30 protein-coding genes and 1 pseudogene are annotated in these 26,990 nt (G+C 69.4%); 22 read left to right on the top strand and 9 right to left on the bottom strand.

All coding sequences use genetic code 11. The annotated features are described in order from the left end of the window. The first annotated feature begins 2 nt into the window (after positions 1–2). Positions 3–1,301: an MFS transporter gene (locus CHB84_RS04915; RefSeq protein WP_425432278.1), complete on the top strand. Its 1,299-nt coding sequence runs from the start codon at positions 3–5 to the stop codon at positions 1,299–1,301. Positions 1,302–1,307: 6 nt separating this feature from the next. On the opposite strand, the gene CHB84_RS04920 is transcribed toward CHB84_RS04915, so the two are convergent. Continuing rightward, positions 1,308–1,961 carry an O-methyltransferase gene (locus CHB84_RS04920; protein ID WP_089300270.1) on the bottom strand — a complete coding sequence of 218 codons (654 nt, stop codon included), beginning with the start codon at positions 1,959–1,961 and terminating at the stop codon, positions 1,308–1,310. 444 nt (positions 1,962–2,405) lie between these two features. Here CHB84_RS04920 and sigE point away from each other — a divergent pair, with 444 nt between their 5' ends. From sigE to tatB, 4 genes and pseudogenes are all read left to right on the top strand, one after another. Then, the gene (sigE, locus tag CHB84_RS04925) at positions 2,406–3,008 is read left to right on the top strand and encodes an RNA polymerase sigma factor SigE (protein WP_089300271.1); all 603 of its coding nucleotides are present in this window, start codon (positions 2,406–2,408) and stop codon (positions 3,006–3,008) included. Positions 3,009–3,049: 41 nt separating this feature from the next. Beyond that, positions 3,050–3,469: pseudogene (locus CHB84_RS04930) on the top strand (zf-HC2 domain-containing protein); the annotation flags it as partial. Between the two features lie 177 nt (positions 3,470–3,646). Continuing rightward, on the top strand, positions 3,647–5,224 hold the full coding sequence (locus tag CHB84_RS04935; RefSeq protein ID WP_089300273.1) for a S1C family serine protease: 1,578 nt from the start codon (positions 3,647–3,649) through the stop codon (positions 5,222–5,224). 90 nt (positions 5,225–5,314) lie between these two features. Continuing rightward, positions 5,315–5,830, top strand: a complete 516-nt coding sequence (tatB, locus tag CHB84_RS23420; RefSeq protein ID WP_141134568.1) for a Sec-independent protein translocase protein TatB — start codon at positions 5,315–5,317, stop codon at positions 5,828–5,830. A 14-nt stretch (positions 5,831–5,844) separates the two neighbouring features. On the opposite strand, the gene CHB84_RS04945 is transcribed toward tatB, so the two are convergent. Continuing rightward, positions 5,845–6,984, bottom strand: a complete 1,140-nt coding sequence (locus CHB84_RS04945) for an Mrp/NBP35 family ATP-binding protein (RefSeq protein WP_089300274.1) — start codon at positions 6,982–6,984, stop codon at positions 5,845–5,847. A 240-nt stretch (positions 6,985–7,224) separates the two neighbouring features. On the opposite strand from CHB84_RS04945, the gene CHB84_RS04950 reads away from it, so the two are divergent. The 6 genes from CHB84_RS04950 (at position 7,225) to CHB84_RS04970 (ending at position 12,729) form a co-directional block, all read left to right on the top strand. After that, the gene (locus tag CHB84_RS04950) at positions 7,225–8,166 is read left to right on the top strand and encodes a slipin family protein (protein ID WP_425432279.1); all 942 of its coding nucleotides are present in this window, start codon (positions 7,225–7,227) and stop codon (positions 8,164–8,166) included. Between the two features lie 214 nt (positions 8,167–8,380). Beyond that, a complete protein-coding gene (locus CHB84_RS24165) occupies positions 8,381–8,602 on the top strand; it encodes a DUF6171 family protein (protein WP_483866684.1) in 222 nt (73 codons plus the stop codon). Positions 8,603–8,839: 237 nt separating this feature from the next. Further along, complete coding sequence (locus CHB84_RS04955; RefSeq protein WP_089300275.1) at positions 8,840–10,036, top strand: acyl-CoA dehydrogenase family protein; 1,197 nt, start codon at positions 8,840–8,842, stop codon at positions 10,034–10,036. Positions 10,037–10,330: 294 nt separating this feature from the next. Further along, positions 10,331–10,861, top strand: a complete 531-nt coding sequence (locus CHB84_RS04960) for a YflT domain-containing protein (protein ID WP_089300276.1) — start codon at positions 10,331–10,333, stop codon at positions 10,859–10,861. A gap of 259 nt (positions 10,862–11,120) precedes the next feature. Further along, positions 11,121–11,624 (top strand): MaoC family dehydratase, encoded by a 504-nt coding sequence (locus tag CHB84_RS04965; RefSeq protein ID WP_089300348.1) that lies wholly within the window; start codon positions 11,121–11,123, stop codon positions 11,622–11,624. After that, on the top strand, positions 11,617–12,729 hold the full coding sequence (locus CHB84_RS04970) for a DUF2332 domain-containing protein (RefSeq protein WP_089300277.1): 1,113 nt from the start codon (positions 11,617–11,619) through the stop codon (positions 12,727–12,729). Before CHB84_RS04965 ends, CHB84_RS04970 begins: the two co-directional genes overlap by 8 nt. A 55-nt stretch (positions 12,730–12,784) precedes the next feature. Here CHB84_RS04970 and CHB84_RS04975 read toward each other — a convergent pair whose 3' ends face one another. Continuing rightward, positions 12,785–13,192: an NUDIX hydrolase gene (locus CHB84_RS04975; protein ID WP_089300278.1), complete on the bottom strand. Its 408-nt coding sequence runs from the start codon at positions 13,190–13,192 to the stop codon at positions 12,785–12,787. Positions 13,193–13,332: 140 nt separating this feature from the next. On the opposite strand from CHB84_RS04975, the gene CHB84_RS22745 reads away from it, so the two are divergent. The 5 genes from CHB84_RS22745 (at position 13,333) to CHB84_RS05000 (ending at position 15,954) form a co-directional block, all read left to right on the top strand. Beyond that, a complete protein-coding gene (locus tag CHB84_RS22745) occupies positions 13,333–13,506 on the top strand; it encodes a hypothetical protein (protein WP_089300279.1) in 174 nt (57 codons plus the stop codon). 17 nt (positions 13,507–13,523) lie between these two features. Next, complete coding sequence (locus tag CHB84_RS04985) at positions 13,524–14,090, top strand: PH domain-containing protein (RefSeq protein WP_089300280.1); 567 nt, start codon at positions 13,524–13,526, stop codon at positions 14,088–14,090. A gap of 33 nt (positions 14,091–14,123) precedes the next feature. After that, complete coding sequence (locus CHB84_RS04990; RefSeq protein ID WP_089300281.1) at positions 14,124–15,011, top strand: PHP domain-containing protein; 888 nt, start codon at positions 14,124–14,126, stop codon at positions 15,009–15,011. Beyond that, positions 15,008–15,631 (top strand): MarC family protein, encoded by a 624-nt coding sequence (locus tag CHB84_RS04995; RefSeq protein WP_089300282.1) that lies wholly within the window; start codon positions 15,008–15,010, stop codon positions 15,629–15,631. Before CHB84_RS04990 ends, CHB84_RS04995 begins: the two co-directional genes overlap by 4 nt. Before the next feature lie 65 nt (positions 15,632–15,696). Next, positions 15,697–15,954, top strand: coding sequence for a hypothetical protein (locus CHB84_RS05000; RefSeq protein ID WP_141134569.1), 258 nt, complete (start codon positions 15,697–15,699; stop codon positions 15,952–15,954). A gap of 10 nt (positions 15,955–15,964) precedes the next feature. On the opposite strand, the gene CHB84_RS05005 is transcribed toward CHB84_RS05000, so the two are convergent. Together CHB84_RS05005 and CHB84_RS05010 are read right to left on the bottom strand one after the other, a co-directional pair. Further along, a complete protein-coding gene (locus CHB84_RS05005) occupies positions 15,965–17,218 on the bottom strand; it encodes an Rv3212 family protein (RefSeq protein WP_483866683.1) in 1,254 nt (417 codons plus the stop codon). Positions 17,219–17,220: 2 nt separating this feature from the next. After that, positions 17,221–18,891, bottom strand: coding sequence for a DEAD/DEAH box helicase (locus CHB84_RS05010; protein ID WP_089300285.1), 1,671 nt, complete (start codon positions 18,889–18,891; stop codon positions 17,221–17,223). A gap of 475 nt (positions 18,892–19,366) precedes the next feature. Between CHB84_RS05010 and CHB84_RS05015 the strand changes: the two genes are divergently transcribed. Together CHB84_RS05015 and CHB84_RS05020 are read left to right on the top strand one after the other, a co-directional pair. Continuing rightward, complete coding sequence (locus tag CHB84_RS05015) at positions 19,367–20,038, top strand: ferritin-like fold-containing protein (RefSeq protein ID WP_176439779.1); 672 nt, start codon at positions 19,367–19,369, stop codon at positions 20,036–20,038. 217 nt (positions 20,039–20,255) lie between these two features. Beyond that, the gene (locus CHB84_RS05020) at positions 20,256–20,486 is read left to right on the top strand and encodes a DUF3107 domain-containing protein (protein WP_089300286.1); all 231 of its coding nucleotides are present in this window, start codon (positions 20,256–20,258) and stop codon (positions 20,484–20,486) included. A gap of 8 nt (positions 20,487–20,494) precedes the next feature. On the opposite strand, the gene CHB84_RS05025 is transcribed toward CHB84_RS05020, so the two are convergent. Both CHB84_RS05025 and CHB84_RS05030 read right to left on the bottom strand, forming a co-directional pair. Continuing rightward, positions 20,495–20,818, bottom strand: a complete 324-nt coding sequence (locus CHB84_RS05025; RefSeq protein WP_089300287.1) for a DUF4873 domain-containing protein — start codon at positions 20,816–20,818, stop codon at positions 20,495–20,497. A gap of 103 nt (positions 20,819–20,921) precedes the next feature. Further along, positions 20,922–21,692 (bottom strand): TetR/AcrR family transcriptional regulator, encoded by a 771-nt coding sequence (locus CHB84_RS05030; RefSeq protein WP_089300288.1) that lies wholly within the window; start codon positions 21,690–21,692, stop codon positions 20,922–20,924. A 78-nt stretch (positions 21,693–21,770) separates the two neighbouring features. Between CHB84_RS05030 and CHB84_RS05035 the strand changes: the two genes are divergently transcribed. From CHB84_RS05035 to CHB84_RS05045, 3 genes are all read left to right on the top strand, one after another. Beyond that, a complete protein-coding gene (locus CHB84_RS05035; protein ID WP_089300289.1) occupies positions 21,771–22,685 on the top strand; it encodes an AurF N-oxygenase family protein in 915 nt (304 codons plus the stop codon). A gap of 74 nt (positions 22,686–22,759) precedes the next feature. Continuing rightward, positions 22,760–23,611: an alpha/beta fold hydrolase gene (locus CHB84_RS05040; RefSeq protein WP_089300350.1), complete on the top strand. Its 852-nt coding sequence runs from the start codon at positions 22,760–22,762 to the stop codon at positions 23,609–23,611. Between the two features lie 173 nt (positions 23,612–23,784). Then, positions 23,785–24,135, top strand: a complete 351-nt coding sequence (locus tag CHB84_RS05045; RefSeq protein ID WP_089300290.1) for a hypothetical protein — start codon at positions 23,785–23,787, stop codon at positions 24,133–24,135. Between the two features lie 40 nt (positions 24,136–24,175). Here CHB84_RS05045 and CHB84_RS05050 read toward each other — a convergent pair whose 3' ends face one another. Together CHB84_RS05050 and CHB84_RS05055 are read right to left on the bottom strand one after the other, a co-directional pair. After that, entirely contained in the window at positions 24,176–24,712 is a 537-nt protein-coding gene (locus CHB84_RS05050; RefSeq protein WP_089300291.1) for a GbsR/MarR family transcriptional regulator, read from the bottom strand. A 173-nt stretch (positions 24,713–24,885) separates the two neighbouring features. After that, positions 24,886–25,599: a TetR/AcrR family transcriptional regulator gene (locus CHB84_RS05055; RefSeq protein WP_089300292.1), complete on the bottom strand. Its 714-nt coding sequence runs from the start codon at positions 25,597–25,599 to the stop codon at positions 24,886–24,888. A gap of 282 nt (positions 25,600–25,881) precedes the next feature. Between CHB84_RS05055 and CHB84_RS05060 the strand changes: the two genes are divergently transcribed. Then, positions 25,882–26,883, top strand: a complete 1,002-nt coding sequence (locus CHB84_RS05060) for an alpha/beta fold hydrolase (RefSeq protein ID WP_089300351.1) — start codon at positions 25,882–25,884, stop codon at positions 26,881–26,883. Positions 26,884–26,990: the final 107 nt, after the last annotated feature.

Raw genomic sequence — 26,990 nt, forward strand, 5'->3', positions numbered from 1 at the left:
CCCTGGCAGCACGCGGCGCTGATGTGCGCGCCGTCACCGCCGCGGTCTTCGCAGCGGGCGTGGCCTCGTTCGCGCTGCTCTACGCCCCGCAACCGGTGCTGCCGCAGATCGCCGGGGAGTTCGGCCTCGACGCGGGTTCGGCGTCGTTGGCGGTGTCGGTAGCTACCGGCGCGCTCGCCGTCGCCGTGCTGCCGATCGCCACCCTCTCGGAGGTCGTGGGCAGGCGACCGGTCATCGCGTGTTCCCTTGCCGTCTCGGTCCTGATGGGCGCGCTCATCCCGCTGGTGCCGAGCTTCACGGTGCTGCTGGTGATGCGTGCCGTCCAGGGCGCTGCGATCGCGGGGTTCCCCGGCGTGGCCGCGGCGTTCCTTGCCGAGCGCCTCGGCGCGCGTGGTGTGGCGGGAGCTGTCGGAGCGATGGTCGCCGGGAACACCATCGGTGGCATGCTCGGCAGGCTGGCCACCGGCGTCAGCGCGGACTGGCTCGGCTGGCGGGCGGCCATGGCCTGCTCGGCGGTCCTGGCGCTGGCCTGCGCCGTCGTTGCCGGTGCCGCACTGGTTCGGTTGAACAGGCGTGTACCCGCCGACGGGCCGGCATCGGAGCAGGACCGGGAGGTCGGGGTGCTGCGCGGTCTGGGAGCCGCGCTGGCGAGCCCGGTGCTGCTTGCGCAGTACTCGGTGGCGCTGCTGGGGATGGGGGCTTTCGTCGCGCTGTACAACGCCGCGTCGTTCCGGCTGACCGGGGATCCGTTCCACCTCGCCCCCGCCGTGGCCTCGATGGTGTTCCTGGCGTACGCGATGGGTACGGTGTCGTCCTCGCTGGCCGGGAGGTTGGTCGGCCGGTTCGGCAGGACCGGCTCCCTGCTCGGTGCGCTTGCCGGAACCGTGCTCGGCGCGATGATGACCCTCGCGGGCTCGTTGCCTGTGGTGATCGCTGGTTTCGTGGTGCTCACTGCCGGGTTCTTCGCCGCGCACGCTGTCTCCAGCGGGTGGACGGCGAGTGCCGCTCGTCGCGGGGGCCGGGGCCAAGCCTCCGGGCTGTACACGCTGGCGTACTACGTGGGCTCCAGTGTGGGTGGCACGGTCGGCAGCGTGGTCTTCGCCAGGGCGGGGTGGGGCGCGCTCATCGTGATGGTGACCGCATGGCTCGGCTGCGCGGTGCTGGCAGTGCTCGCGGTCCGTAGCCGGGATGAGCCGCGGGTGCCGGCCCCGGTGGGTTGCGGCGGATCTCGGCGGACGGACAACTCCGGCGCCGGGCCGGTAGCCGCCCATGTGGTCGGGCCGGGCGGCAGGAGCGAGTAGCCGCCCCTAATGGGCGGATCGGGCGGCTACGAGGACCCCGTCGCCGACCGGTAGCAGTGCCGGCCGGAGCCGCTCGTCCTCGGAGACCGTGCGGGCGAGCTCGCGCATCGCCAGCGTCTCCGGGTCGCGCCGTGCGGGGTCGGTGAACCGACCGTGCGCACCGATCCCGCCGAACGCGATCACCCCGCCCGCTCGCAGCAGGGCCACGCCGTGCTGGTAGTAGCGCTGGTACTCGACCTTCGCGGCGTCGACGTAGACCAGGTCGTAGCCGCCGTCGGTCAGGCGGGGCAGCACATCGACGGCCCTGCCCGCGATCAGCCTCGCGCGTCCGGCGGGGAACCCCGCTGCGGTGAACGCGTGCCGGGCAGCGTGCTGGAACTCGGGCTCGATGTCGATCGAGGTGAGCACACCGTCGCCTGCCATTCCGCGGAGCAGGTACAGGCCGCTGACCCCGGCGCCCGTGCCGACCTCCACGACCGCGCGGGCACACAGTGTCGTCGCGAGGAAACGCAGCGTCGCACCGACCGAGGGTGTCGCGGTGGGGCATCCCAGCTCGCCTGCGGCGTCGCGGGCGCGGGCGAGCACGTCGTCCTCGGGCAGGTACTCCTCGCTGTGCTCGGCGAGGGCCGCGAGACCGGTGAGGTGCGTCTGGGAGGTCACATGACGAGGCTAGCGGTTGGTCCGGCCGCCGTCCGGCAGACGGGGCCGCGCGCTGAACAGTCGGGGGCGCGTCAGCGCCACCGTTGAGGGTGGTGGGAGACGGGCGGGCGGTCGCGGCTGGCGGAGCTTCCTTCCGGCGGCCGGACCAGAGCTCGAGGAATCACAGCGGTTGGTCCGGCCGCCGTCCGGCAGACGGGGCCGCGCGCTGAACAGTCGGGGGCGCGTCAGCGCCACCGGGACGATTCACAGACGTTTCTCAGGCGCTTCTCACGGCGACCCCAGCGGGGAGGCGCACACTGAAACCTCGCGGACGTGGGAACAACTCGCGAGGTGTCCGCGTTGAGTACGACAGTAGGGAGTGCTCCCATGGAGGAACCTGCAGGTTCTGTCAGCTCGGCAGAGACGACGAACGGAGTTGCTGCGTACACGATGCCTACAGAGTCGATGTCGGTGAACACCACGGTCGCCGGGGAACGAAGCGTCGATGGGGACGACGTCTCGGCTGAAGCCACGTGGACCCCGCCCACGTGGGATGAGGTCGTGCGCACGCACGCGAACCGCGTGTACCGCCTCGCGTACCGGCTCAGCGGCAACCCGCACGATGCGGAGGATCTCACCCAGGAGACGTTCATCCGGGTGTTCCGCTCGCTCGCGTCGTACAAGCCGGGGACCTTCGAGGGGTGGCTGCACCGCATCACCACCAACCTCTTCCTCGACATGGTGCGGCGCCGTTCCCGCGTGCGGATGGAAGGGTTGCCGGAGGACACCGACAGGGTCGTCGGGGACGACCCGAGCCCCGAACAGGTCTACTCGGACACCCACCTCGACCCGGACCTGCAGGCCGCGCTGGACGAGCTTCCCCCGGAGTTCCGTGCCGCGGTCGTGCTCTGTGACGTGGAGGGGCTCTCCTACGAGGAGATCGGCGCGACGCTCGGCGTTAAACTCGGTACCGTACGGAGCCGGATACACCGTGGCCGGCAGGCGCTGCGCGCATCGCTGGAGCGGCGCAAGGCCGGTGTCGTGGACGAGTTGAGGTCGACGGAATGAGCGAGCTGGGAGGTACGACCGGCAAGGGCCGGCAGTGGAGGATGCGACTGCCCGTCTCGACCGCGCGGCTGAGTTCCGGCTGGCAGCTTCCCGAGTCACACCTGCTGCCCGACGCGGTCGTGGCGTTCGTCGACGGTGAGCTCACGATCGGCGCGCACGAACGTGCCGCCGCGCACATCGCGCAGTGCGCGAGCTGTGCGGGAGAGGTCGCCGCGCAGCGGCAAGCGCGGAGCGCTGTGCACGACGCAGGCGCGCCGTCGGCACCGGACGGGCTGCTCGCGAGCCTTCGGTCGATTCCGGAACATGCCGAGCTGCCCTCCGGCCCGGACAACATCGCCGTCTCGGAGGACGGGCAGGTCGTCGCCGTGCAGCGCCCGGAGCGGTCGTCCACGTTCGGCTCCGTACCGCTGGGCTCGAGCGCGCCGCTGGGATCCGGGCGTAGCCGCCTGCGGTCCGCGCGCGTGAACCCGCCGCGTTCGACCGGTGGGCAACGCTGACTTCACCCCGAATCGGGCATCCTGGACCGGTGGTCCAGCCGGCCGCCGGACCACGAGGTACCTGGCGCGTGTAGCGCGCCGCCACCTGCGTACCGTGCACCTGAACCGACGTTCCGGCGCCGCAGCATCATTCGGGGAGCGATGAGCGACAATCCGCACCAGCAGCCGCGTAGGGACGGCCAGGAGCCCCAGGACGAGGGACGGTTGGAACCCCGGCCGCTGTACAAGCCGGATGTCGACCCGGCATGGTCGGCGGCGTTCGCCCGTCCGGAGGGGGTCAGCGGCAGTTTCGACACCAGCTCCGCATGGCGAGCCGCCCCCGAGAGTCGTGATGCGCGCAGCGGTGTCCAGGCACCACCGGTGCCGCTGGCCGAGGCGTTCTCCCGCCCGGCAGAGGACGCGGCGGGCGGGGCGGCCACCGAGGCCCCCGGCACCTCGCTGCAGCGTCCGCCGGAGGAGGCATCCCCGCGGGATCCGGTGTCGAACGAGCCGGAGCCCGCGTTGTGGTCGCACCCCTCGGACCCGTGGCGGGATCCGGGTGCCGCCGCGGTCCTCGGTGGCCCCGCGCGGGCAGCCGACGCCGGCACGAGCGCGGAAACTCCCGGAGGCGGCTCGGCCGGGATGCTCAGCCTGTCGGAGGTGCTGTTCGGCAGGCAGGTGAAACCGCGAGCGCTCGCCCTCCTCGGTGTCATCGCGCTGCTGCTCGGCTCGGCGGGTGGCGCGATCGGATGGTGGATCGGCTCGACCGGTAGTGAGCTCACCGGCGAGGTCACCATCGCCGAAGCGGAGGCAGGCAAGGAGCGGCCTGCCGGCTCGGTGTCGGAGATCGTCCAGCGGGTCGCCCCGGCCGTGGTGTCCATCGAGGTCGCAGCCGGGCCGCAGGGCGGGGTCGGCTCCGGGGTCGTCGTGGACGGCGACGGGTACGTGATGACCAACCATCACGTCGTCGCGTCCGCGGTCGAGGACAGCGACCAGGAGGTCACCGTCGTGTTCACCGACGGCACGCGTGCCGAGGCCGACATCGTGGGCAGCGACCCCAAGACGGACCTGGCTGTGCTCAAGGTCAACGTCAGCAACCCCACGGTCATCGAGGTCGGGAGTTCGGCGGAGCTGACACCGGGCGACAGCGTGATCGCGGTCGGCTCGCCGTTCGGCCTGGAGAACACCGTCACCCAGGGGATCGTCAGCGCCGTCGACCGGCCGATCACCGCGCCGGGCCAGGGCGGTGACCCTGCGGTGACCTACGACGCCATCCAGACCGACGCCGCGATCAACCCCGGTAACTCGGGAGGAGCGCTCGTCGACTCGACCGGCGCGCTTGTCGGGATCAACTCGCTGATCCGCACCGGCGACGCCCAGGGCGGGGGAGGCAGCATCGGGCTGGGCTTCGCCATCCCGATCGACGACGCTGTCGAGATCAGCGAGTCGCTCATCGAGGACGGTTCCGTTACGCACGCCTGGCTCGGGGTGCGCGCGGGATCGGTGTCGTCCGGCAGCTCGCAGGGCGCGCAGGTCCAGGAGGTCGAGGAGGACGGACCCGCGGCCGACGCGGGGATCTCCGAGGGCGACGTCATCACCGGGGTCGGGGAGCGTACCGTGCGGGACGCGGCCGAGCTGGTGGTCGCCGTGCGCGAGCACCAGCCGGATGACGTGGTCCCGATGGACGTGGTCCGGGACGGCAGGCAGCTCACTGTCGACGTGACGCTGGGCAGCGACTGAGACACCGGACGGCGGCCGGACCGACCGCTGGTGGCCGTGCCGCGCCGCACGCGTTAAGCTGAGCGCGACACGCGGCAAGAGGAGTTCGGGGTGTTCAGCAGCATCGGCTGGGGCGAGATACTGGTGATTCTTGTCGTCGGCCTGTTCGTGCTCGGGCCCGAGCGACTTCCGGAAGCCATGGCCTGGGTCGGACGCAGCATACGGTCGGTCAAGGACTTCGCGACGGGCGCGCGGGACCAGCTGCGCCGGGACCTTGGCCCGGATTTCGAGGAGTTCCGCAAGCCCCTCGAGGAGCTCAACAGCTTGCGGAACGTCCACCCGAAACACGCCATCCGGCAGCACCTGTTCGACGGGGACAGCGACCCGTTCGGGCTGAACGAGCCGGACAGCCCGAGGGGAGCCGGCAGCGGTCCCGCACCGCCGAAGCGGGAGACGCTGGGCAATGGTGACACGCTGGGCAACCGGGAGACGCTGGGTAACCGGGAGACGCTGGGTAACCGGGAGACGCTGGGTAACCGGGAGACGCTGGGTAACCGGGAGACGCTGGGTAACCGGGAGACGCTGGGCAATGGCGAACGCCCCCCGGTCGACCCGGACGCGACGTAGCCGTCGCGGCCACGCTACGCGGGGGAGAGGTTCAGCATCTTGCCGGACAGGCCCCGTGCCCGGGTGGACAGCGAGTTGGCGGCCTCGCGCAGCACAGCCGAGGCGGGCGCGTCCGGCTCGGACAGCACGAGCGGCGTCCCCGAGTCGCCCTGCTCACGCAGCCGTGGATCCAGCGGGACCTGACCGAGCAGCGGGACGTCCGCGCCGACCGCCTTGGTCAGCGAGTCGGCCACCTGCTGACCACCACCGGTACCGAACAGTTCCATGCGGTCCCCGTCAGGCGTCTCGAACCAGGACATGTTCTCGATGACGCCCGCGATGCGCTGGCGGGTCTGCAGCGCGATCGCGCCTGCCCGTTCGGCCACCTCGGCTGCCGCCTGCTGCGGCGTGGTGACCACCAGGATCTCCGCGTTCGGGATCAGCTGGGCGACCGAGATGGCGATGTCGCCGGTGCCCGGCGGCAGATCGAGAAGCAGGATGTCCAGATCGCCCCAGAACGCCTCGGCGAGGAACTGCTGCAGTGCCCGGTGCAGCATCGGCCCGCGCCAGACGACAGGAGTGTTGCCGGGCGTGAACATGCCGATCGAGATGACCTTCACGCCGTGCGCCTGCGGCGGCATGATCATGTCGTCGACCTTGGTCGGCTTCTCCTGCGAGCCGAGCATGCGCGGGATCGAGTGACCGTAGATGTCGGCGTCGACCACACCCACCGACAGCCCACGCTGGGCCATGGAGACCGCGAGGTTGGTCGTCACGCTGGACTTACCGACCCCGCCCTTGCCGGATGCCACGCAGTAGACCCTGGTCATGGAGCCCGGCTGGGCGAAGGGGATCTCCGGCTCCTGTGCATCACCCTTGAGTGACTTGCGCAGCTCGGCGCGCTGCTCGTCGCTCATCACGTCGAGCTCCACGCGCACATCGGCTACGCCGTCGAGCTGCCCGACAGCTTCCTGCGTGTCGGAGGTGATCTTCTCCTTGAGCGGGCAGCCCGCCACCGTCAAGTAGATGCCGACCCGGACGGTGCCGTCCGGGTCCACGTCGATGTCCTTGATCATGCCGAGCTCGGTGAGCGGCTTGTTGATCTCGGGATCCTGCACGGACGCCAGGGCGCCGCGCACGTCCTCGACACTGGGTAGATGCTGCGTGCTGGTCACGGGGAGGACCTTCTTCTCAACGGGTACGTCCTGTCCCCATGCTACGGGTTCGTGCGCGGCTGCATCCGTCCGCGTGCGCTGCCAGGGGAGGACGCCGCCATGCGGGGTGGCCCGGCGCGCGATCGCGCCGGGCCACTGTTCGTCGACCCGGCATCATGTGGCCGCGCGGGGCGTAGCATCGGGGGCAGGCCGAGACGTCTCGCGGGAGAGCGGGTGATCGAGGTGGAGTCGGTCCTGTTGATCCTGGTCCTCGTGCTCATCGGGCTGGGGGTGGCGGCAAGTTCGGGCCTGCGGATCGTGCGCCAGTACGAACGTGGCCTCGTGTTCCGGTTCGGACGGGTGCACGGTGCTCCGCGGCAGCCAGGGCTCTCGGTGATCATCCCCGGTGTGGATCACATGCGTAAGGTCAATATGCAGATCGTGACCCTCCCGATCCCCGGTCAGGACGGTATTACCAGGGACAATGTGACCGTGCGTGTCGACGCCGTCGTGTACTTCAAGGTGATCGACCCGGTACAGGCCGTGGTAAGCGTGGAGAACTACCGCTACGCCGTCGGTCAGGTGGCTCAGACGAGCCTGCGCAGCATCATCGGCAAGAGTGACCTGGACTCCCTGCTGTCGAACAGGGAGGAGCTCAACCAGGGCCTGGAGTTGATGATCGACAGTCCCGCTGTCGGATGGGGCATCCATATCGAGCGGGTGGAGATCAAGGAAGTGTCGCTGCCCGAGGCGATGAAGCGGGCCATGTCCCGGCAGGCCGAGGCGGAGCGGGAGCGGCGCGGCAGGGTCATCTCCGCCGAAGGCGAGCTGCAGGCCTCCGAGAAACTGTCCCAGGCGGCCGGGCGTATGGCCGACACGCCCGGCGCCTTGCAGCTGAGGCTGCTCGAGACGGTGGTGGAGGTCGCGGCCGAGAAGAACTCGACGCTGGTACTCCCCTTCCCCGTGGAGCTGCTGCGTTTCCTGGAGTCCAACACGAGCAAGGACTCGGAGGGCGGGCAGGCGCTACGGCAAGCCGTCGAGGGGGCCCGGGACGCCGTGGAGAGTCTCGAACGCGGGTCGGGGTCCGGTACGGAGGAAGCCGCCGGTACCGGCAGCCCGGGTCGGCAGACCGCCGGCGCCGGCGGCACCGCGGAGGGAGCCGGTGGGGCCGCGAGCACCGGCGACCCCGTCGAGCAGCGGTGAGTCCGCGCACGGCGAGGCCAGGTCGAGAGGGCGGGCTTGCCGGTTTCGTACCGCACACGAGCGTGTGCTGTGACGAGTTCTCGCGTGGTGCTCGACACAATTCTGCGTGGAATTGCACTGGCTGTTCACCGGCTTCGTGACCGGCTGATTCTCCGCGATCGGGGATTATCGGAGCAGGCCCGTCCCCGGTGAAGTAACGCACAGATAACGTCGCATTCTTGCGCGCGACACGCCGGTTCGGGAGATGCTTGACAGCATGCGAACACGTCTTGCGAACCTCCAGGAGCGCGTGCGCGTGAGGTGGTTCACACGCGAGGAGCCCGACGCGCTGCTCGAACGCAGTTTCCACGACTGCGAGTCCTGCGGTGCCAGCGTGTACGTCCTCGCCGTGCGTTGCAGGGAGTGCGGTAGCGACGTCGAGCTGCGTGCGGGCTGACCGGGGTGCCCCGGCCTGCTGGGTCGGGATTGTGCCCCGCGGAACGCGCGCGTCCGCGGGGAAGAGATACTCACGGAGGTAGGGGCTTGTCGCGAGAACGGTGGGCCACCGGCACGGTGCCTGCTGTGTGCAGGGCCGGTGTGCGGCTGTCAGGCGACGTCCGGTGACTTGACCGCGGTGAACCGCCCGGCATATGAATGAGCCCCCGACGCACCGAGACTTCGATGAGGAGTGCTGATGGCCCGCCTTGCCCAGACAGCAGGACTGACAGACGTCCAGTCCGAGATCCTGGCCACGGTTCGCGACTTCGTCAACGCCGAGGTCATTCCGCAGGCTCAGGAGCTGGAGCACTCCGATGCCTACCCGACCAAGATCGTGGAAGGCATGAAGGAGATGGGTCTGTTCGGGCTGACGATCCCGGAGGAGTACGGCGGGCTCGGCGAGTCGCTGCTAACCTACGCGTTGGTTGTCGAGGAGATCGCGCGTGGATGGATGAGCGTGTCCGGCGTGATCAACACGCATTTCATCGTCGCGCACATGATCGCCAGGCACGGTACCGAGGAGCAGAAGCAGCACTTCCTGCCGAGGATGGCCACCGGCGAGGTGCGCGGCTCGTTCTCCATGTCGGAGCCGGACCTGGGCTCGGATGTCGCCGCGATCAAGACCAAGGCGCGTGCCGACGGGGACGACTATGTCATCGACGGTTCGAAGATGTGGCTGACCAACGGTGGCAGCTCGAACCTCATCGCTTTGCTGGTGCGCACCGACGAGGGTGAGGACAAGGCACACAAGAACCTGACGACGTTCCTGGTGGAAAAGCCGGAGGGTTTCGGCGAGGTCGCGCCGGGGCTGACGATTCCCGGCAAGATCGACAAGATGGGCTACAAGGGGGTCGACACCACCGAGGCCTATTTCGACGGGTACCGGATTGCCGCCGACAACGTGCTCGGGCACGCGCCCGGCAAGGGCTTCGCCTACATGATGGACGGGATCGAGGTCGGCCGGGTCAACGTCGCCGCGCGGGCGTGCGGTATCGCGATCCGTGCCTTCGAGCTCGCTGTGGACTACGCCCAGCAGCGCAAGAGCTTCGGCAAGCCGATCGCCGAGCATCAGGCCGTGGCCTTCAAACTCGCCGATATGGCGACCAAGGTCGAGGCGGCACACCTGATGATGGTCAACGCTGCGCGCCTGAAGGACGCCGGTGCGCGCAACGATGTCGAGGCCGGTATGGCCAAGCTCATCGCCAGCGAGTACTGTGCCGAGGTCACCCAGGAGGCGTTCCGTATCCACGGTGGCTACGGCTACTCGAAGGAGTACGAGATCGAGCGCCTGATGCGCGAGGCGCCGTTCCTGCTCATCGGGGAGGGCACCAGCGAGATCCAGAAGACCATCATCAGCAGGGGGCTACTGCGCGAGTACCGGTCGGCCACGTGAGGCCGGCCGCCTGCCCCGGCGCGACGGGCAGCTGCGAGTGTCCCTGTGCGCGGTGGCCCGGGGACCTGTCGCCGCTGTGCTCGTGATCGGTTCGCTGACGGCGTGTGCCGCGCGCACGACGCCGCACCGGCCTGATGCGGGTGACTCCGCCTGCGTCCCACCGCGAGGGCCACGCGACCTCGTGTCGTGGGACCGTGTGACGTGTTCGAGGTCGTCGACGTTCTGCGAACGGAGTTACGCTCGATACAGGGGGATTGACAACATTGGTGATCGGATGCCGCGAGAGGTGATGCAGTGACCAATCCGTTCACTCCCGCAGGCCGTGCGCCCGGAGGTCAGCCGCGGCTGCCCACACCGCCCACGGGATGGCCGATCGGCTCGTACGACACCTACGAAGAGGCGCAACGCGCCGTGGACCACCTGGCAGGAAACGACTTCCCGCTGGCCGACGTGACCGTAGTCGGCGTGGATCTGATGCTTGTCGAGCGGATCGTCGGCAAGCTCAGCTGGGCAAAGGTGCTCGGTACCGGGGCGCTGACCGGTGCGTGGTTCGGGCTCTTCGTCGGGCTGCTGCTGAGCTTGTTCGGCAGCGCGGGCGGGCTCGAGTACACGCCGCTGCTGGTCGGCATCTCCGCGGGCGTGTGCTTCGGCATGACCTTCGCCGGTATCAGCTACGCCTCGGCGAAGGGTCGCCGTAACTTCTCCTCATCGAGCCAGCTCGTCGCGGGTCGCTACGACGTGCTGTGCCAGCCGCGCAACGCCGAGAAGGGCCGGGACCTGCTGGCGAGGCTGTCCCTCGGTCCCTCGGCCCCGCCACCGGCATAACGGCGGCCGTGCTCGCCGCGCCGTACGCGCCGAGCCTGCCCCGGACGGTGGCCGGTGAGCGGCACTCGCCCGCCCTGCGGGCACGGGTTCCTGCCCGCACGTGGGCAACGCCACAGCACGCGCGAACCCAGGGTGGCGCGACGCGGCGCAGCCACGTCGGGGATGATCAGGGGGCATCTGGTTCGATGTGTTTGCGCGCCGTGCCGGCGCCGTGCGCCCGCTGTCCGCGAGCCCGTCTGTGAGCAAGGAGGAACGCGCCGTGCAGTTCGGTCGGTACTACGAGGAGTTCGAGGTCGGTGCGGTGTACAAGCACTGGCCCGGCAAGACGGTGACCGAGTACGACGATCACCTGTTCTGCCTGATCACGATGAATCACCACCCGCTGCACATGGACGCCAACTACGCGGAGGAGACCACCGACTTCGGCAAGAACGTCGTGGTCGGCAACTACATCTACTCGCTGCTGCTCGGCATGTCGGTGGCCGATATCTCCGGTAAGGCCATCGCCAACCTCGAGGTGTCCTCGCTCAAGCACGTGAAGCCGACCTTCCACGGCGACACGATCTACGGTGAGACCGAGGTACTCGACAAGACGCCGTCCAAGTCGAAGGACGACAGGGGTGTGGTCTCGGTGGAAACGCGCGGCTACAAGCAGGATGGCACCATCGTGTGCACGTTCCAGCGCAAGGTCATGGTGCCGAAGCAGTCGTACGGAGCGGCCCGTGGTGGCGAGCAGCCCGGCCGGCCCGAGCCCCATGAGTAGCGACCGGCTCGCGGAGGTCAAGCAGCGGCTGCAGCGGTTCGCCGAGCACGAGGTAGCGGGCGCCTCGCCGCTGTACGAGCACCTGGCCGGACACGCGGCGACCGACGACGACATCGCCGGGCTGCTGCTCGCGGCGCCGGACGAGCAGGCGAAGCCGACCTTGCTGCTGGCGACCGCGCACCGCCTCGTCCAGGCCGAGCCGCTGCATCCGCTGTCGCGGTACTACCCGACGCTCGGCGGCTTCGACGGTGTCGACAGGGAGACGTGGCCGCTGTTCCGCGAATTCCTGCTGGAGCGCGCCGAACCGGCACGGGCCATCATGGCCACGCGGTCGACGCAGACCAACGAGGTGGGTAGGGCCGCGGTGCTGTACCCCGCTGTCGCGCTCGCGGCGAAACAGGCCACCGGCAAGGTGGCGCTGCTCGAGGTCGGCTGCAGCGCCGGTCTGTTGCTCGGCCTCGACCGGTTCAACTATCGCTACCAGTGTGCCGGTGGTGAGCAGCTGACCGCGGGGCCCGCCAAGACGGCGATCGGGCTGCACTGCGCGCTCGAGCTGGCGCCCGGCGCGGCGGCACCACACCTGCCCAAGAAGTTGCCGGTGGCCGCGCGGGTCGGGCTCGACAGGGAGCCGGTCGACGCCGCGGACGAGGAGGAGCTTGCCTGGCTCGAGGCCTGCGTGTGGGCCGACCAGCCGGAACGTGCGCGCCTGCTGCGCAGTGCCGCCTACGAGCAACGTAAGCACCCTCCCGAGCTGGTAGCGGGGGACGCGGTGGACGACCTGCGTACCGCGGTGGATCGGCTGCCTGCTGACATGCCGTTGGTGGTGATGACCAGCCACACGCTGCCCTACCTCGCGCCGGAGCGGCGCGCCGAGTTCGTGGCCGAGCTGGCCCGGCTGGCCGGTGCGCGGCCGCTGTGGTGGGTCAGTGAGGAGAACTACGAGGTCGGGTTGACCCACGTGGCCCCCGGCAAGGAGGAACTGAGCTACGACCGTACGGCGCAGTGCACGCTCGGCCTGGTGAGCTGGAGCGACGGTCAGCCGCTGGCGCGCGTGCTGGCAACGACGGCACCGCACGGGCAGCGGATGACGTGGCTGGCGGGGTAGCCGGTCTTCTCCGCTGGGGCGGGCCGGGTGGCGGCTCCGCGGGTGCGTGGCGCGCTCATGAGCGAGGCAGTGCCTGCCAGGACCGCAGGGCCTCCGTGAGCCCGTCGACGATCTCGCCGTCGCGGTCCAGCTCGTGGTACTCGGCCGCGCTGACCCAGCGAGCATCGGCCGCATCGTCGCCGGGTCGCAACGGGCCGCCGGTGCCGTGGCAGCTGTAGTCGTGGATGTCGAAGACCCCGCGGGCCACGGTGCCCAGCAGCTCGCCGGGGCGTACGTCGAGCCCGGTTTCCTCGCGTAGCTCCCGCACGAGGGCCTGGGCATCGGACTCGCCGGGCCGTACCCGCCCGCCGGGTACCGACCACAACCCTTTTCCCGGCTCGTTCGCGCGCCGGATCAGCAGCAGCCGCCCTGCCGGGTCGTGGACGACACCGCCGACGCAGCGGACCCTTTCCGTGTGCATCATGGTGAATACGCAGAGTTACTATCGGCGTGTGATCGTGCCATACGCTGACCCATGCGCGGGACTTTCCTCCCCTTGGCCCGGGTTGGTGCGGTACAACGGTACTGTTTGCTCCGTTATGCAGGTGTGACGAGAAGGACGGGATGATCGCCGTGAAAGCGAAGAAACCTCTCATCATCGTAGGTGGTCTGCTCGTGCTGTTCTTCGTGATGTCGCAGCCCGGTGGTGCGGCGGGGATGGTGCACAGCATCCTCGGCATGCTGCAAAGCGCTGCCGAATCGCTGATCACTTTTGTCAGCACGGTTTTCAACGCATGATCTGAGACACTGCGGATATGTTCTCACCACGCGACCCCGACGAGTACTTGCTGGACACCGAGCGGCGAGTCGTGCGGGTTCGCCGGCACTGGGCTTCCCTGATCTGGGACAGCTTCGAGACGGCGGCGCTGCTGGCGGTCGCCGTGATGATCTCCTACGTGCTACCGCCGACCGACTGGGCCGTGTACGTGCACAACGTGCTCTGGTACGCGGCCCTGTTCGTGATCCTGCGATTCGTCTGGCAGATCATGCTGTGGTGGGCGGAGAACATCATCGTCACCGACAAGCGCTTCATCATGACCCGCGGCATCTTCACCACCAAGGTCCTGATGATGCCGATCTCGAAGGTCACCGACCTCACCTACCAGCGCAGCCCGTCCGGCCGGATGCTCGGCTACGGAACCATGGTCCTCGAGTCGGCGGGCCAGATACAGGCACTCAACCACATCGACTACCTCCCCAACCCGGAAGAGTTCTACGACGCGATCTCCGAGCTGGTGTTCGGGGACAAGAAGAAGCAGGCGGAGTCGTTCTCGATGACCAAGGCCAAGCGGCTCGCCGCGGGGAAGAGGCTGGTCGGCTGACGCCCCGGCGGGCCGATCGGAGAGACTGCCGGTGTGAGTCACTCCGATCTACGTATCGACCTGCACACGCACTCCACCGGCTCGGACGGCACCGACACGCCGTCCGAGCTCATGCGCGCCGCGGCGGCCGCCGGGCTGGACGTGATCGCCCTCACCGACCACGACTCCACCGGCGGCTGGGACCAGGCGACCGCCGCGTTGCCTGCCGGCCTGACGCTGGTTCCCGGCGCGGAACTGTCGTGCTGCTGGCACACCGGAGACGGGCGCACGATCAGCGTGCACCTGCTCGCCTACCTGTTCGACCCCGGGTCGGAAGCGATGCTCGCCGAGCAGCGGCGGTTGCGCGCCGAGCGCCGGTCCCGGTTGCACACCATGGCCGGGCGTATGGCGGCCGACGGGCTGCCCGTCGACCCGGACGCGTTGCTCGGCCAACTCGCCCCTGACGTGCCCGCTGGGCGGCCGCACCTGGCCCGCGCACTGGTCGACGCCGGTGTCGTGCGGACAGTGGACGAGGCGTTCTCGCGGTATCTCGCAAGCGGCCGCTCCTACTACGTGCCGCGTGCGGACACCCCTGTGGAGTCCGCGATCGACATGGTCGCCGACGCGGGCGGGGTGACGGTGCTCGCGCACCCGTTCGCGCACGACCGTGGCCCCACGATCGATGCAGACGTGATCGCCACCCTTGCCGCTCGCGGCCTGACCGGGGTCGAGGTGGACCACCCCAACCACGATCAGCGGGCCCGCGCGCGGCTGCGCGAGCTGGCCGCCGAGCTGGACCTGTTGCCGACGGGTTCGAGCGACTACCACGGGACGAACAAGCAGATCGCGCTCGGCGCCGAGACCACGGACCCGGACGTGTACTCCGAGCTGCTCCGGCTGGGACGTGGCAGTACGGCCGTGCGGGGAGAGGGGGGCCGTTGACCGCGGAGTATCTCGACATCACGGTGTTCGCGACCGCGCTGATCACCCTGTTCGTCATCATCGACCCGCCGGGAACGATCCCGCTGTTTCTCAGTCTGACCGGCAGGAAGTCGGTGGCCGCGCGAGCGAAGGCCGCCTGGCAGGCCACGCTGGTATCGCTCGCGGTCATCTCCGTGTTCGCGGTCGCAGGCCAGGCGATCCTGAGTTACCTGGGGATCGGCATCCCCGCCCTGCAGGGTGCCGGTGGGCTGTTGCTGCTGCTGGTCGCGCTGGACCTGTTGACGGGGAGGGAGAGCGCGCAGCCGGAAGCCGCCGAGGAGGTCAACGTCGCGCTGGTACCGCTCGGTACTCCGCTGCTGGCCGGGCCGGGCGCGATCGCGGCGACGATCGTGTTCGTCCGCCAGGCGGAGGGGCAGTTGCCCGCGTACACCGCGCTGGCACTCGCCATCGTCACCGTGCATGTGGTGCTGCTGCTCTGCCTGCGATACTCCGGTGCGATCATCAGGGTGATCAAGGAAAGCGGGATCACCCTGGTCGCCAAGATCGCGGGTCTGCTGGTGGCCGCGATCGCCGTGCAGCTCATCGCCGACGCGGTGCGGGGATTCATCGACGCCGCGTGACGGCAGTAGGGTTATCGGCGACCTCGGACTGGCAGGGACCCGGGTACTGGGGGATGGGAGTTCGGTTGCGCGCTATAGCAGGGACGTTCGCCGCGGGCCTGTTGCTGCTGGCCGGCGTGTTGTTGGTGGTCGAGGTGGCTGACCTCACCGGAGGGCTCACGGGGCTGCGCCCCCTGGCGATCTGGGCGCACCTGCTCGGCGGTGTCGTCGCGCTCGCCGCGGCGGCGTTCGCCGAGCTCCATTCCGGGCTGCGGTCGCGTCTGGCGGCAGCGGGCTCGCTGCTGGTGGTGGCGACGACGCTGAGCGCCGTCTGGTTCACGTAGGGCGTGTCTCTCAGCCGCCGAGTGCTACCAGCTCGCCCGCGCGCTGCTCGAGCAGTACGGGGCCGCTCGTGGCCAGCCGGACGGGCCCTGCGTAGGCGCCGCGGTCGACACTGATGGTCCGCTCGGCCTCGCCGGTACCCGCGTCGACGACGGCGAGCCCTCCGTCGATCGGCATCAGCAGCTCGTCGCCGTACGCGACCGGCGGCCCGAGCGTGTCCGGAAGCGACCACAGCGGCTCCAGGCTCGCTCCGGCCAGCGCGATCGTGCCGGAACCGGTGTACCAGTACACCGTGTCGCCGACCCGTGAGGTCGTGACCACGCGCCCATCGGGGTCGCCTGCCAGGTCGTCGGCAGGGAGCTGCAGCTGGTAGCCGGCCTGTCGCTCCCCGTCAGGGCCGTACACGACCAGCTGCTGATCCTCGCCGGTGGCGACCGCTGCCACCCCGGCTTCCTCCTCGGACATGGCGATCACGCGAGCCGACGTGCCGTCCAGGGTCGTGCTGTAGTGCTCGTCCGGCTCGTCGCTACGCATCTCGTCGTCGGCCTGATGGGTCGTGCCGATGACGGTGAGCCGGTCGGTGTCGTCGTCCGGGCAGCGTTCCACCACGCCGACCCGACCCGCGGCGACCGTCACCGAGCCGTAGGCGCACCCCTGGCGTGGCTGCTTTCCCGGATGAACCTTCGCCGGAACGTCGCCGTACTCCATGGTGCGCACCAGGTCCTCGGACCAGGCGTTGAGCAGGGTCTCCCCGGTGGTCACCAGGTGCTTGCCGTCCCCGGTCAGCCGGGCATCCGCCTGGGCATCGCCGTTGCGCTGGGCGGTGCGATGCCCGCTTTCCGGGTCGAGCTGGGTGACCTCACTACAGCCGTCCTCCTTGCGGTACGCGGCGGTGACCTTGTCCCAGTGATCCGATACGGCACACAGGTCGAGGTCGCGCGTGTAGCTCCAGCGCGGCTCGCCGGTGCGCGCATTCCGCCCGGTCACCGCGCCGTCCTCGGCGGTGACGACCGTGCCTCCCACCGCGACCGGTGCGGGTGTCGCCGAGCTCGGTGCGCTCCACAGCTGGGCGAACGATCCCGGTACCCGCGCCGGGGACTGCAGCTCAGGTGCGGGCTCGCCGGTCGTGACCTGCTCGGTGTCCACACTGTCCCCTGTGCGCCAGGCGAGGACGCCCGCCAGGGCGACACCCACCGCGAGCGAGACGGCCACGACCCTGTCACGCCGTCGCGTCCACGGTGAACGGCGGGAACGCGCCCGTACCACGGTTACTCCGTCGAGTTGCTCGCGGACTCCTGCCCGGACCGTGTCCGGCGCCTGCGGCGGTTACCGCCGCCCTGCCCGGACTGCTCGGAACGTTCGCGCTGCGCACCGTTTCCGGCAGAGGAGCTCGAACCGCCCCTGGAACGGCGCCTGCGCCTGCCGGGTGCCGTGGCATCCTGCTCGGTACCGTCCGAGCGCTTCTCGCCGGTGTCGTGGCCGGCTTGTCCTGCCTGGGCGGACTGGCCGGCCGAGCGGCCGCCGCCGCGTGTGCGCCCCCGGTTACGACCGGACCCGCGCCCTTCCGACCGGGTGCGGGACGACCGGGTGCGTGCGGCGCCGAAGTCGTCGCTCTCCTCGGCGGACAGGCCTGCCCTGTGCCGGTCGGCGAGCGGCAGGCGCCCGGTGGTGTCGGTGGGGATGTCCAGGTCGGTGAACAGGTGCGGCGAGGTCGAGTAGGTTTCCGTCGGCTGCGGGATGTCCAGCCCGAGCGTGTCGGAGATCAACTTCCAGCGGGTTTCCTCGTCCCAGTCGACCAGCGTGATCGCGACGCCGGTCTTGCCTGCCCGGCCGGTGCGACCGATGCGGTGAATGTAGGTCTTCTCGTCCTCGGGGGTCTGGTAGTTGATCACGTGCGTGACGTCGTCGACGTCGATACCGCGAGCCGCGACATCCGTGGCCACCAGCACGTCGATCTTCCCGGCACGGAACGCGCGCAGTGCCTGCTCTCGGGCGCCCTGGCCCAGGTCACCGTGTACGGCGGCCGCCGCGAAACCGCGTTCGGCCAGGTCGTCGGCGACCTTCTGCGCGGTGCGCTTGGTGCGCGTGAACACCATCGTGAGCCCGCGATCCCGCGCCTGCAGCGCACGGGCGACGAGCTCGGGCTTGTCCAGCGAATGCGCCCGGTAGACGAACTGCTTGGTCCGTTCGTGCACCGCGCTCGCGTCGGTTTCCTCGGCGCGGATGTGCGTCGGCTTGTTCAGGAACGTGCGGGCCAGGGTGATGATCGGGCCCGGCATCGTCGCCGAGAACAGCATGGTTTGCCGCTGCTCGGGCACCATGCCCAGGATGCGCTCGATGTCCGGGAGGAAGCCGAGGTCGAGCATCTCGTCGGCCTCGTCGAGCACCAGGTGTGCGAGCTTGCCGAGCACGAGATGCCGCTGCTCGGCAAGGTCGAGCAGCCGTCCCGGCGTGCCCACCACGATGTCCACGCCGGCGCGCAGCCCTTCGATCTGTGCCTCGTACGGCCGCCCGCCGTAGATCGCCAGCGTGCGGACCTGCCGGTGCTTGCTCGCCTCTTCGAGGTCCTTGGTGACCTGCATGCACAGCTCGCGCGTGGGAACGACGACCAGAGCCTGCGGCGTGCCGTCGCCGGGTGCCTGTATCTGGTGGAGCAGCGGGACCCCGAAGCCGAGCGTCTTGCCCATGCCGGTGCGCGCCTGCCCGATGATGTCCTCGCCACGCAGCGCAAGCGGAAGGGCGAGCTCCTGGATCGCGAAGGTCCGTTCGATACCGGACTCGCCGAGGGCTCGTACGATGTCGTCGGAGACGCCGAGCTCGGCGAAGGTGGGCGGCTCGGCTGTCGCCGAGCCACTCACCTGCACGAGGCGGGTGTGTTCGGTGTCCTCGGTGGTTGACTCACCATTCTCTGCGGGTGGATGGCCAGAAGTGTTGTTCATGCTTGCGGTCAGTGCGATCGCCTCTCTTGTCCAGCGCGCACATATGCAGCCCTGGCCAGTCGCACTCGCGGTGTGTCTGCGCCGCGCTCACCCGTACCCGGCCTGTGGCGGCCGTGGCCGGGCGGTGCTGCTTGCCTGGTCGGGACGTTTCCCGTGATGTGCACGCACCGTTGTCTTGCATCGCTGTGTCAGTGCCGCGACGAAGCCGCGACGACTATCACGGCGGCGTGTCCGGCTGCCCGCGGTAACGCAGGCCGCTACCCCCAGGATAAGTTCCTGGCCGCGGGAATGTGGCGCACGATGCTCGTTATCACATTCGCCACGCAGTCTACCCCCTACTCCCGTGCCGCTGATACGCGCGCGGTCCCCGGTCTACAGACGCGGTGGAGGGGGCGAGCCGAGGGACCCCTTCGGTACGTACGGGGTACCCGAGGAGTCTTTCGGCTCGCCTTCGAGCGACCGCTAGGGTAGCCGTGTGTCTGAAGCGCGTAGCGAAGCGAGTGACGGGTCGATCGGCGACGGAGTAGTAGACCTGCTCGGGGTTCTCGCCTACGGGGAGCTGTCCGCGTTCGACAGGATGGCCGAGGACGCGCGTGCCGCGCCGACGCTGCAAGGCCGGGCGGCGCTCGCGGAGATGGCCGCGGCCGAGATCGGTCATTACCGGTTGCTGTCGGCCTACCTCGCCGAGCACGGGGTGGCTGTCGAGGACGCGATGCGCCCCTTCGTCTCGCACTTCGAGGCCTTCCACGCATCGACAGCCCCGAAGTCCTGGCTCGAGTCCCTCGTCAAGGCGCATGTCGGGGACGGGCTGGCAGCCGACCTCTACCGGGAGATCGCCACGTGGCTCGACCCGGACACCAAGGATCTGGTGCTGCGTGTGCTCGACGACACCGGCCATTCGGCGTTCGCCCGGCACGAGGTGGTCACTGCGGTGGAGGCCGACCCGGTGCTGCGGGACAAGCTCACGTTGTGGGGACGGCGGCTGCTCGGTGAGGCGACGACCCAGGCGCAGTACGTGGCCGCCGAGCGCGACGGGCTGGCCAAACTGATCGTCACCGGCTCCGGCGACCTCTCCGGCATCGCAGGCCTGTTCCGCCGCCTGCAGCAGAGTCACGGCAAGCGGATGCAGGCCCTCGGGCTCGGCTGAGACCTCCGGTGACGGGAGGGCGGCGGGGCCGGGGCCCGCATTGGGATAGCCTGGCCGAGGAACGATCTTCCGGGAGCCGTAGTCATCAGCCGGGCCATTCACCGCGCTCAGGTCACTGAGCATCGTCAGTCACCTGCAGCAGGCGGCTCCGCCCGCCGAGGCGTGAATGGTCCTCCGGGAGCACGCACCGCAGTATTCGCACAGCAGGAGGGCACGCGTGGAGATCAAGATCGGCATTCAGGAGACCGCACGGGAACTCGTACTGGCCAGCAGCCAGTCGCTTGACGAGATCGACGAGCTGATTTCCGACGCACTTCGCTCGGATGACGGCCTGCTGCGCCTGACCGACGACAAGGGCAGGCTGGTGGTCGTGCCGGCGTCCAAGGTCGCCTACGTGGAGATGACACCGGCCGAGGCGCGCAGGGTCGGGTTCGCCGGAGGCGTGTAGCCGCGCGGTCAGCCTTCGATGTCCGCGAGCGAGGTCGGTACGGCGAACGGCGGGGTGCTCGTACCCGAGATCCGGTAGCGGTTCCACGGGTCCGGGTCCGAGATCTCGCCGGACGCCGCACCCTCGCTCGTGGTGATCGTGACCTTCTTCTTCTTACCGCGGGCCACCTGGTCGAGCTCCTGGTTCGCGGCGATGCGACCGTACCAGCGGTAGTAGCCGTCGATGGGCTGGAAGTGGCCGCGCAGCCGGACGTCCACCGTGAGCGTGGTGTCCTCGACGAGCAGGCTGGCCTGGCCGACGTAGCCGTCCTCGTCCTGGTCGTGCTCGCTCATGATTCGCTCTCCTCGATGTCGTCGTGGCGACCGTGCCGCCGGGGTAGGGCCGGTCTCCCTGTCATCCCGGGTTGCCCGCGGGCTGCCGGGGACCGCTCGGCCGCTACTCTGCTGCTTCTTCGGAGGCCCCGGACAGGGGGCTGAACTGGATCACCTTGTTGACCTCGAGCGGCCTGTTGGGGTCGATGACGACGCCCTGCTGACGGCATATGCCGTCGATCGCTGCCCAGATGATCTGGGTGGTGTACTCCACGACGCTGTCCTTGCCCATGGAGCGGCGCTCCAGCCACCACTCGCCGGTGTTCTGCACGAGACCGACCACACCGTACGCCCAGGGTTCGGCCGACCCGGAGTCGAGTCCGAACGCGCGCATGTAGTCGCCGAGCAGCGCGGTGACCGCGGTAGCGATGAACTCCTTGTCCTCCCCGACGATGTCGGAGTCCGGCGTGCGCTCGACGGTGTGGCTGGGTCGCGCCAGCAGGCGGTAGAGGTTGGGGTATTCCTCGATCGTGGAGAAGAAGGCGTCGATCACCGAGCGGATGCGGGGCAGCGGTGCCAGTTCCTCGTTCAGCGCGGGCATCAACCTGTTGAACAGGATCTGCGTGCCGTGTTGCCCGAGCGCGACGTAGAGGTCCGCCTTGTCGGTGAAGTGCCGGTAGAGGACGGGTTTGGTCACTCCGGCCTCGGCGGCCACGTCCTCCATGCCGAACTCGGGACCGTGCGTGTCGAGTGCGCGTAGCGCGGCGTCGACGAACTCGGCCCGTCGCTCGATGCGGTGCTTCTTCCACCGGTCGCGCCGCGCGTCGCCCTGTGTGCTGGACTGCTTGCTGAGCTGCTTGCGATTGCGCTTGACATCCCCGGACATGAAGCTCATGCTACCACTAGGTAACCGTTACCACTGGTTACATACAAGCGGGTGATTCTGGACCAGGGGAAGAAGGGCGGTCTTGCAATGACGCAGGCGCTGAGAACGGGGGATGCGGAGCGGACATCCGAGCGGTTGCTCAAGTCCTCGGCCGGCAAGTTCTACGACCCGGACGTCGACATCGACTGGGGCGCTCCGCTCGACGAGACCAAGCGGTACATACCCGAGCACCGCGTGTCGCTCTACGGCACGTACCTGTGGGACCGCCTGACCGAGCAGCAGCGCATCGAGCTGACCAAGCACGAGGGCATCAGCGTGGCCACCAACGGCATCTGGTTCGAGGTGATGCTGATGCAGATGCTGCTCAAGGAGGTCAACGACGCCGATCCCACCTCGAGCCGCGCGCAGTACATGCTTACCGAGATCGCCGACGAGTGCCGGCACTCGACGATGTTCGCGCGGCTGGCGAGCAAGGCGGGTGTGCCGGCGTACGGGCCGGTGCGCTGGCGGCACCAGCTCGGCAAGGTACTGCCGGTCGTCGGTTACGGCCCAGCGCTCTACGGCGCGATCCTCGTCGCCGAGGAGATTCTGGACCGGCTGCAGCGCGAGCAGATGAACGACCCCGAGATCCAGCCGCTGATGCGGATGGTCAACCGCATCCACGTGCTGGAGGAGGCCAGGCACGTCACGTTCGCGCGGGAGGAAGTCACGCGCGGTATGCCGGGGCTGAGCAAGGCCGAGCTGGCTTACCAGCGGTTCCTGATCGCGTTCGTGTCCTTCCACATCACGCGCAGCATCATCAACCCGCGGGTGTACTCCGCGGTCGGCATCGACCCGAAGGAAGGGCACAAGGTCGCGCTGGAGAACCCGTACTTCCAGGAGACCCTCCGTTACTCAGGGGAGAAGATCATGCCGTTCCTGCAGGAGAACGGTCTGGTGGGTGCCCCAGGCATGTACTGGTGGCGCAAGTCCTTCCTGATCGGCGAGGGTGATGCCGCGTGACGACGGTCGACCACGCGGGTGCAGCGCCCGCGGAGCGGCAGGCTGCGCCCTGGGACCCCAGCCAGCGGCACCGGATGCTCACCTCGGACGGGACCGCGCTGCACGTACGGGAGTCCGGCCCGTCGACGGCCGAGGTCACTGTGGTGCTGGTGCACGGGTGGACGCAGGACAACACGTGCTGGGAGCCGGTGGCGGACCGGCTCAGCGGCGACGTCCGCGTGCTGCGTTACGACCACAGGGGGCACGGTGCGTCAGCGCCCGCTGTGCCGGGTTCGGCGACCATCGAACAGCTCGCCGACGACCTCGCCGAGTTGATCGACAAGCGGGTGCCTGCCGGTCGACTCGTGCTCGCCGGGCACTCGATGGGTGGCATGACGATCATGGCACTTGCCGAGCGTTACCCGGAGCTCGTCGCGCAACGGGTGGTCGGCAGCGCGTTCGTTGCCACATCCTCCGGCCAGATGGACCGCCTCACTCTCGGCCTGCCCGACCTGGCAGCGCGCCGCGTGCCGCAGGTCGAGAGCGCGCTGCAGGTGCTGCTCGAGAAGCGGCGCAAGGACACGCTGCCGGGGAACCCGCGGTTGCTCAGCCCGGCGACGCGCTGGCTGGTGTTCGGCAAGCGGGCCCGGCAGGCCGATGTCCTGGACGTGACCAGGCAGGCGCTGCGGGCGCACCCGGTCTCCATCGCGGGGTTCCGGGACTCCATGCGCGGCCATGACCGGCGCGTCGCGCTCGCGGCGCTGCGCGACAAGGCGACGCTCGTGCTGGTCGGGGACAGGGACCGGCTGTGCCCCGTCGAGCACGCCCAGGTCATCGCCGATCAGCTGCCCGATGCCGAATACGTGCTCTACCCCGGAGCCGGGCACATGCTGACCTACGAGCGCTCCCGCGAGGTCGCCGAGCACATCAACGACCTCATCACCTGAGATCCGGGCTCTCGTTCGCCACGCAGCCGTGCCCGCCACCCCGGCCCCGGTAGCTGCTGATCACCGAAAAACATGCTTTGTATGGAACATAAAAGTTGATCCATACGTTGCAAATAACGTCGAGGTGTCGGGTTCAGCTACTCCGGTGGGTAGCGACAGGGGAGGTGATTCCCGTGGCAGCTACGCAGGACCGCGGTGTCGGTGCGTTGTTGACCGATGCCGAGGAGGCATTGCGCGGTGTCGAGCACGCGCTGCAGGCACGCGCTCCGGACCCCAGCGAGCTGTACCACATGGTCGACGGAGCCATGCGGGTAACGTCGACGCTGGCCGAGCTGGTCGAGGCGACCCGGCAGCGTGCGGCCGAGTGCCTGGATGGCGAGGTACTCAACGAGCTACGCGCGGACCTGCAGGCGATGCACGGTTGCCTGATCACCGGTCCCTTGCTGCTGGCTCCTGCTCGGGACGACCTGCGCCCTGTGCCCGGGCACAGCCAGGCCGAGCAGCCCGGGATGGTGGTGGACTGAGGCGCGGTCCCGCGGTCCCCGCGGGTGCGCGGCGGAGGGCCTAGTCGGGCACCTCGGTGCTCTCCGCGCCCTCGCGGGACAGTGCCCGCCGGTGCTCGCGCCACTCGTCGAGGTTCTCGGACAGCTTGCGGCGCATGAACGCGTAGAACTCCTGGGTCTCGCGCAGCCGCTTACCGCCGGGGCGGTCGGCGCCGAGCAGTTCGACGCCTTCGCCTGCGAGCTGCTCGAAGGGCTCGACCGTGTCGACTCGCCGCGACATGATCGTTCCCCACACGTCGTCGTCGTAGATCCGGTAGGTGTCCACCCGGGCACCCGGCTCGCGTTCCTTGCCGATCAGGCTGGCCTGCACGAGCGTGCGGACCGCCCCGGAGATCGCCGCCGGGCTCACCCGCAGGCCCGACGCGAGGTCCGCGGCCGTGTAGCGCTCCGCGTCGTCGATCAGGATGTAGGCGAACACCCTGGCAGCCATGCGCGGAAGCCCGAAATCGGCCAGTGCCATCGCGAACCGCTCGATGAAGCGCAGCACGTCCTCGCGGTGCGCGCCGGAAGAGTCGCCGGCGGCTGCGGGCGCGGCCATCGTTGCCTCCTCCCGAGTCGTCCGGGCTACCTGGTTCACACTATAAGATCGATTCACAAAAGAGTAAATCAATTCGGGTCAAGCCGCTGGGTAGCGGCGTACGGCGGGTGAAGACATCATGCCCGTGCTACCGGAGCCGCTCCCCGCGACGGTCCGCGTGCCTGCGGCCGGACTCAGGACTGCTGCAGCGGGTACCCCGCGCCGATACCGCGCCACGCGAGCTGGGAGATCAGGCCGACCGCCTCGTCGCGGTGAATGCTGCTGGGGTTTTCCATCCAGAAGCGCGCGCTGACCTGGCTCAGCCCCACCAGGCCTGCGGCGAGCAGGCGGGCGCGGGTGGAGTCGAGCCCGGCATCGGCGGTGATCGTGTCGGTCAACGCGTCCACGATGTCCGTGGTCGCCCGCTCGACCGCGCGCTGCACCTGCGCGTCGCCTCGCAGGTCGGACTCGAACACCATGCGGTACGCACCCGTCCGGCCGTTGACGAAGTCGAAGTAGGCCCCTACCGCGGCGTTGACGCGGTGCTTGTTGTCGGGGGTGGAGGCCAGCGCGGCCCGCACGTTAGAGATCAACTCGTCGACGTGCTCCTCGAGCAGCGCGACGTAGAGCTCGAGCTTGCCAGGGAAGTGCTGGTACAAGACCGGCTTGGACACCCCGGCGTGCTCGGCGATCTCGTCCATCGCGGTCGCGTGGTACCCGTTGGCGGCGAAGATCTCCTGAGCCGCGGTCAGCAGCTGCGCACGGCGCTTGTTGCGCGGCAGCCGGGAACCACGGCCGAGCTCGAAATCGTTCGTGTCGCTGTCGAGTGCGGTGCCCCGGCCTGCTGCGTCCTGTGGGGTGCGCGGTGCCAGGCTGGTGGCGTCGATCCGCTTCGCCGCTTCGGTCATGCTTCCTCCATCGCGTGCTCGAACGCCACGCCGGACGCCGGTCGCCGTAGCTGATCCCGCGCGCCCCGTTCGCTTGTTACGGGCAACCGTCCCGGATGCCGCTTCGACACTACCGGTGGGTAGCCCTGTCTCGGCAAGGCTTGCTGACGTGTCAACACGTTAACCGCCGCGACGCCGGACGGGTTACGGCCCGTCTCCGGATCGAGACTGACGTTACGTACCGTCGTGCCCTGGGACGATCGTCGCTGGATCATGCGGGTAGGGGCGTGCATGCTGGTGTGGATGTCGACGTCACCCTCGCGCTGCGGCGCCCGGCCCGTTCGGAGCGCCCCGCTCCCTGCGAACACGGTGTTGCCACCGCTCGACCAGTCCCTGCCCCCGTGGCCGGGCGGGATCGAGACCTCCGGCGGTACCCGGCTGTTCGTGCGGCGTACCGGGGAGGTGAGCACAGGAGACGGCGGGCGGAACGTACTGTACGTGCACGGGCTGGGGGGATCCTCGACCAACTGGACCGATCTCGGCTACCAGCTCATGCCGTGGGGACACGGCATCGCTGTCGACCTGCCCGGCTTCGGCTTCACCGAACCGGATGCCGGGTTCGACTTCCGCATGGGCTCGCAGGCCGACCGGCTGGCCGCCTATCTCGACGGGCACGGCAGCTCGCCCGTGCACCTGGTCGGCAACTCGATGGGCGGCGCGATCGCGATCCTGCTCGCCGCGCGCCGGCCCGCCCTGGTGCGCACCCTGACGCTGGTCTCGCCGGCCATGCCGGACCTGCGGCCCGACCCGCGCAGGCTCTCCGACCCCAAGGCGGCGCTGACCCCTCTTCCGCTGATCGGTAAGCGGGTGCGCAGGCAGCTGGCGGCGCTGGGGCCGCGCGAGCGCGCGCGGCAGATCATCGGGCTGTGCTGTGCCGAGCCCGACGCCTTCCCGCGTAACCGGCTGGACGAGCTCGCCGAGGAACACACCGCACGCATGCGGTACCCGTGGGCGGGCCCGGCGCTCAGCCGGAGCACGGCCGAGCTGGTCCGTACCTGGCTGGCACCCGGCGCCGGGTCGTTGTGGGCCGCCGCGCGCGAGGTAACCGTTCCCACGCTCGTCGTCTGGGGCACGCAGGACCGGGTGGTCTCGGCGCGCAAGGCACTCCGCACGGTCCGGGCGCTGCCGAACGGGAGGTTGCTGCTGCTCGACAGAACGGGTCACGTCGCGCAGATGGAGCATCCCGCCGTGCTCGCCGGGGCGATGCTGGGCATGTGGCAGGCGGTGCGGGACGGCGGCTGGTAACCCCGGAGCGCCCGTGCTCGGCGTGCGCTGAGCGCGGCCGCGCGATGTGGCACGCTGGATGCCGTGCATCCACCACCGCGACCAGGAAACGGGCGTGACACTCGCGC

The organism is Haloechinothrix alba, from assembly GCF_900188115.1.
Classification (GTDB): Bacteria; Actinomycetota; Actinomycetes; order Mycobacteriales; family Pseudonocardiaceae; genus Haloechinothrix; species Haloechinothrix alba.

Bases quoted from the DNA above. Each gene is read 5' to 3' on its own strand.
- sigE (WP_089300271.1), top strand. From the start codon at position 2,406: ATGTCGGTGAACACCACGGTCGCCGGGGAACGAAGCGTCGATGGGGAC.
- CHB84_RS04935 (WP_089300273.1), top strand. From the start codon at position 3,647: ATGAGCGACAATCCGCACCAGCAGCCGCGTAGGGACGGCCAGGAGCCC.
- CHB84_RS04955 (WP_089300275.1), top strand. From the start codon at position 8,840: ATGGCCCGCCTTGCCCAGACAGCAGGACTGACAGACGTCCAGTCCGAG.
- CHB84_RS04970 (WP_089300277.1), top strand. From the start codon at position 11,617: ATGAGTAGCGACCGGCTCGCGGAGGTCAAGCAGCGGCTGCAGCGGTTC.
- CHB84_RS04975 (WP_089300278.1), bottom strand. From the start codon at position 13,192: ATGATGCACACGGAAAGGGTCCGCTGCGTCGGCGGTGTCGTCCACGAC.
- CHB84_RS22745 (WP_089300279.1), top strand. From the start codon at position 13,333: ATGATCGCCGTGAAAGCGAAGAAACCTCTCATCATCGTAGGTGGTCTG.
- CHB84_RS04985 (WP_089300280.1), top strand. From the start codon at position 13,524: ATGTTCTCACCACGCGACCCCGACGAGTACTTGCTGGACACCGAGCGG.
- CHB84_RS05010 (WP_089300285.1), bottom strand. From the start codon at position 18,891: ATGAACAACACTTCTGGCCATCCACCCGCAGAGAATGGTGAGTCAACC.
- CHB84_RS05025 (WP_089300287.1), bottom strand. From the start codon at position 20,818: ATGAGCGAGCACGACCAGGACGAGGACGGCTACGTCGGCCAGGCCAGC.
- CHB84_RS05030 (WP_089300288.1), bottom strand. From the start codon at position 21,692: ATGAGCTTCATGTCCGGGGATGTCAAGCGCAATCGCAAGCAGCTCAGC.
- CHB84_RS05035 (WP_089300289.1), top strand. From the start codon at position 21,771: ATGACGCAGGCGCTGAGAACGGGGGATGCGGAGCGGACATCCGAGCGG.
- CHB84_RS05040 (WP_089300350.1), top strand. From the start codon at position 22,760: ATGCTCACCTCGGACGGGACCGCGCTGCACGTACGGGAGTCCGGCCCG.
- CHB84_RS05050 (WP_089300291.1), bottom strand. From the start codon at position 24,712: ATGGCCGCGCCCGCAGCCGCCGGCGACTCTTCCGGCGCGCACCGCGAG.
- CHB84_RS05055 (WP_089300292.1), bottom strand. From the start codon at position 25,599: ATGACCGAAGCGGCGAAGCGGATCGACGCCACCAGCCTGGCACCGCGC.
- CHB84_RS05060 (WP_089300351.1), top strand. From the start codon at position 25,882: ATGTCGACGTCACCCTCGCGCTGCGGCGCCCGGCCCGTTCGGAGCGCC.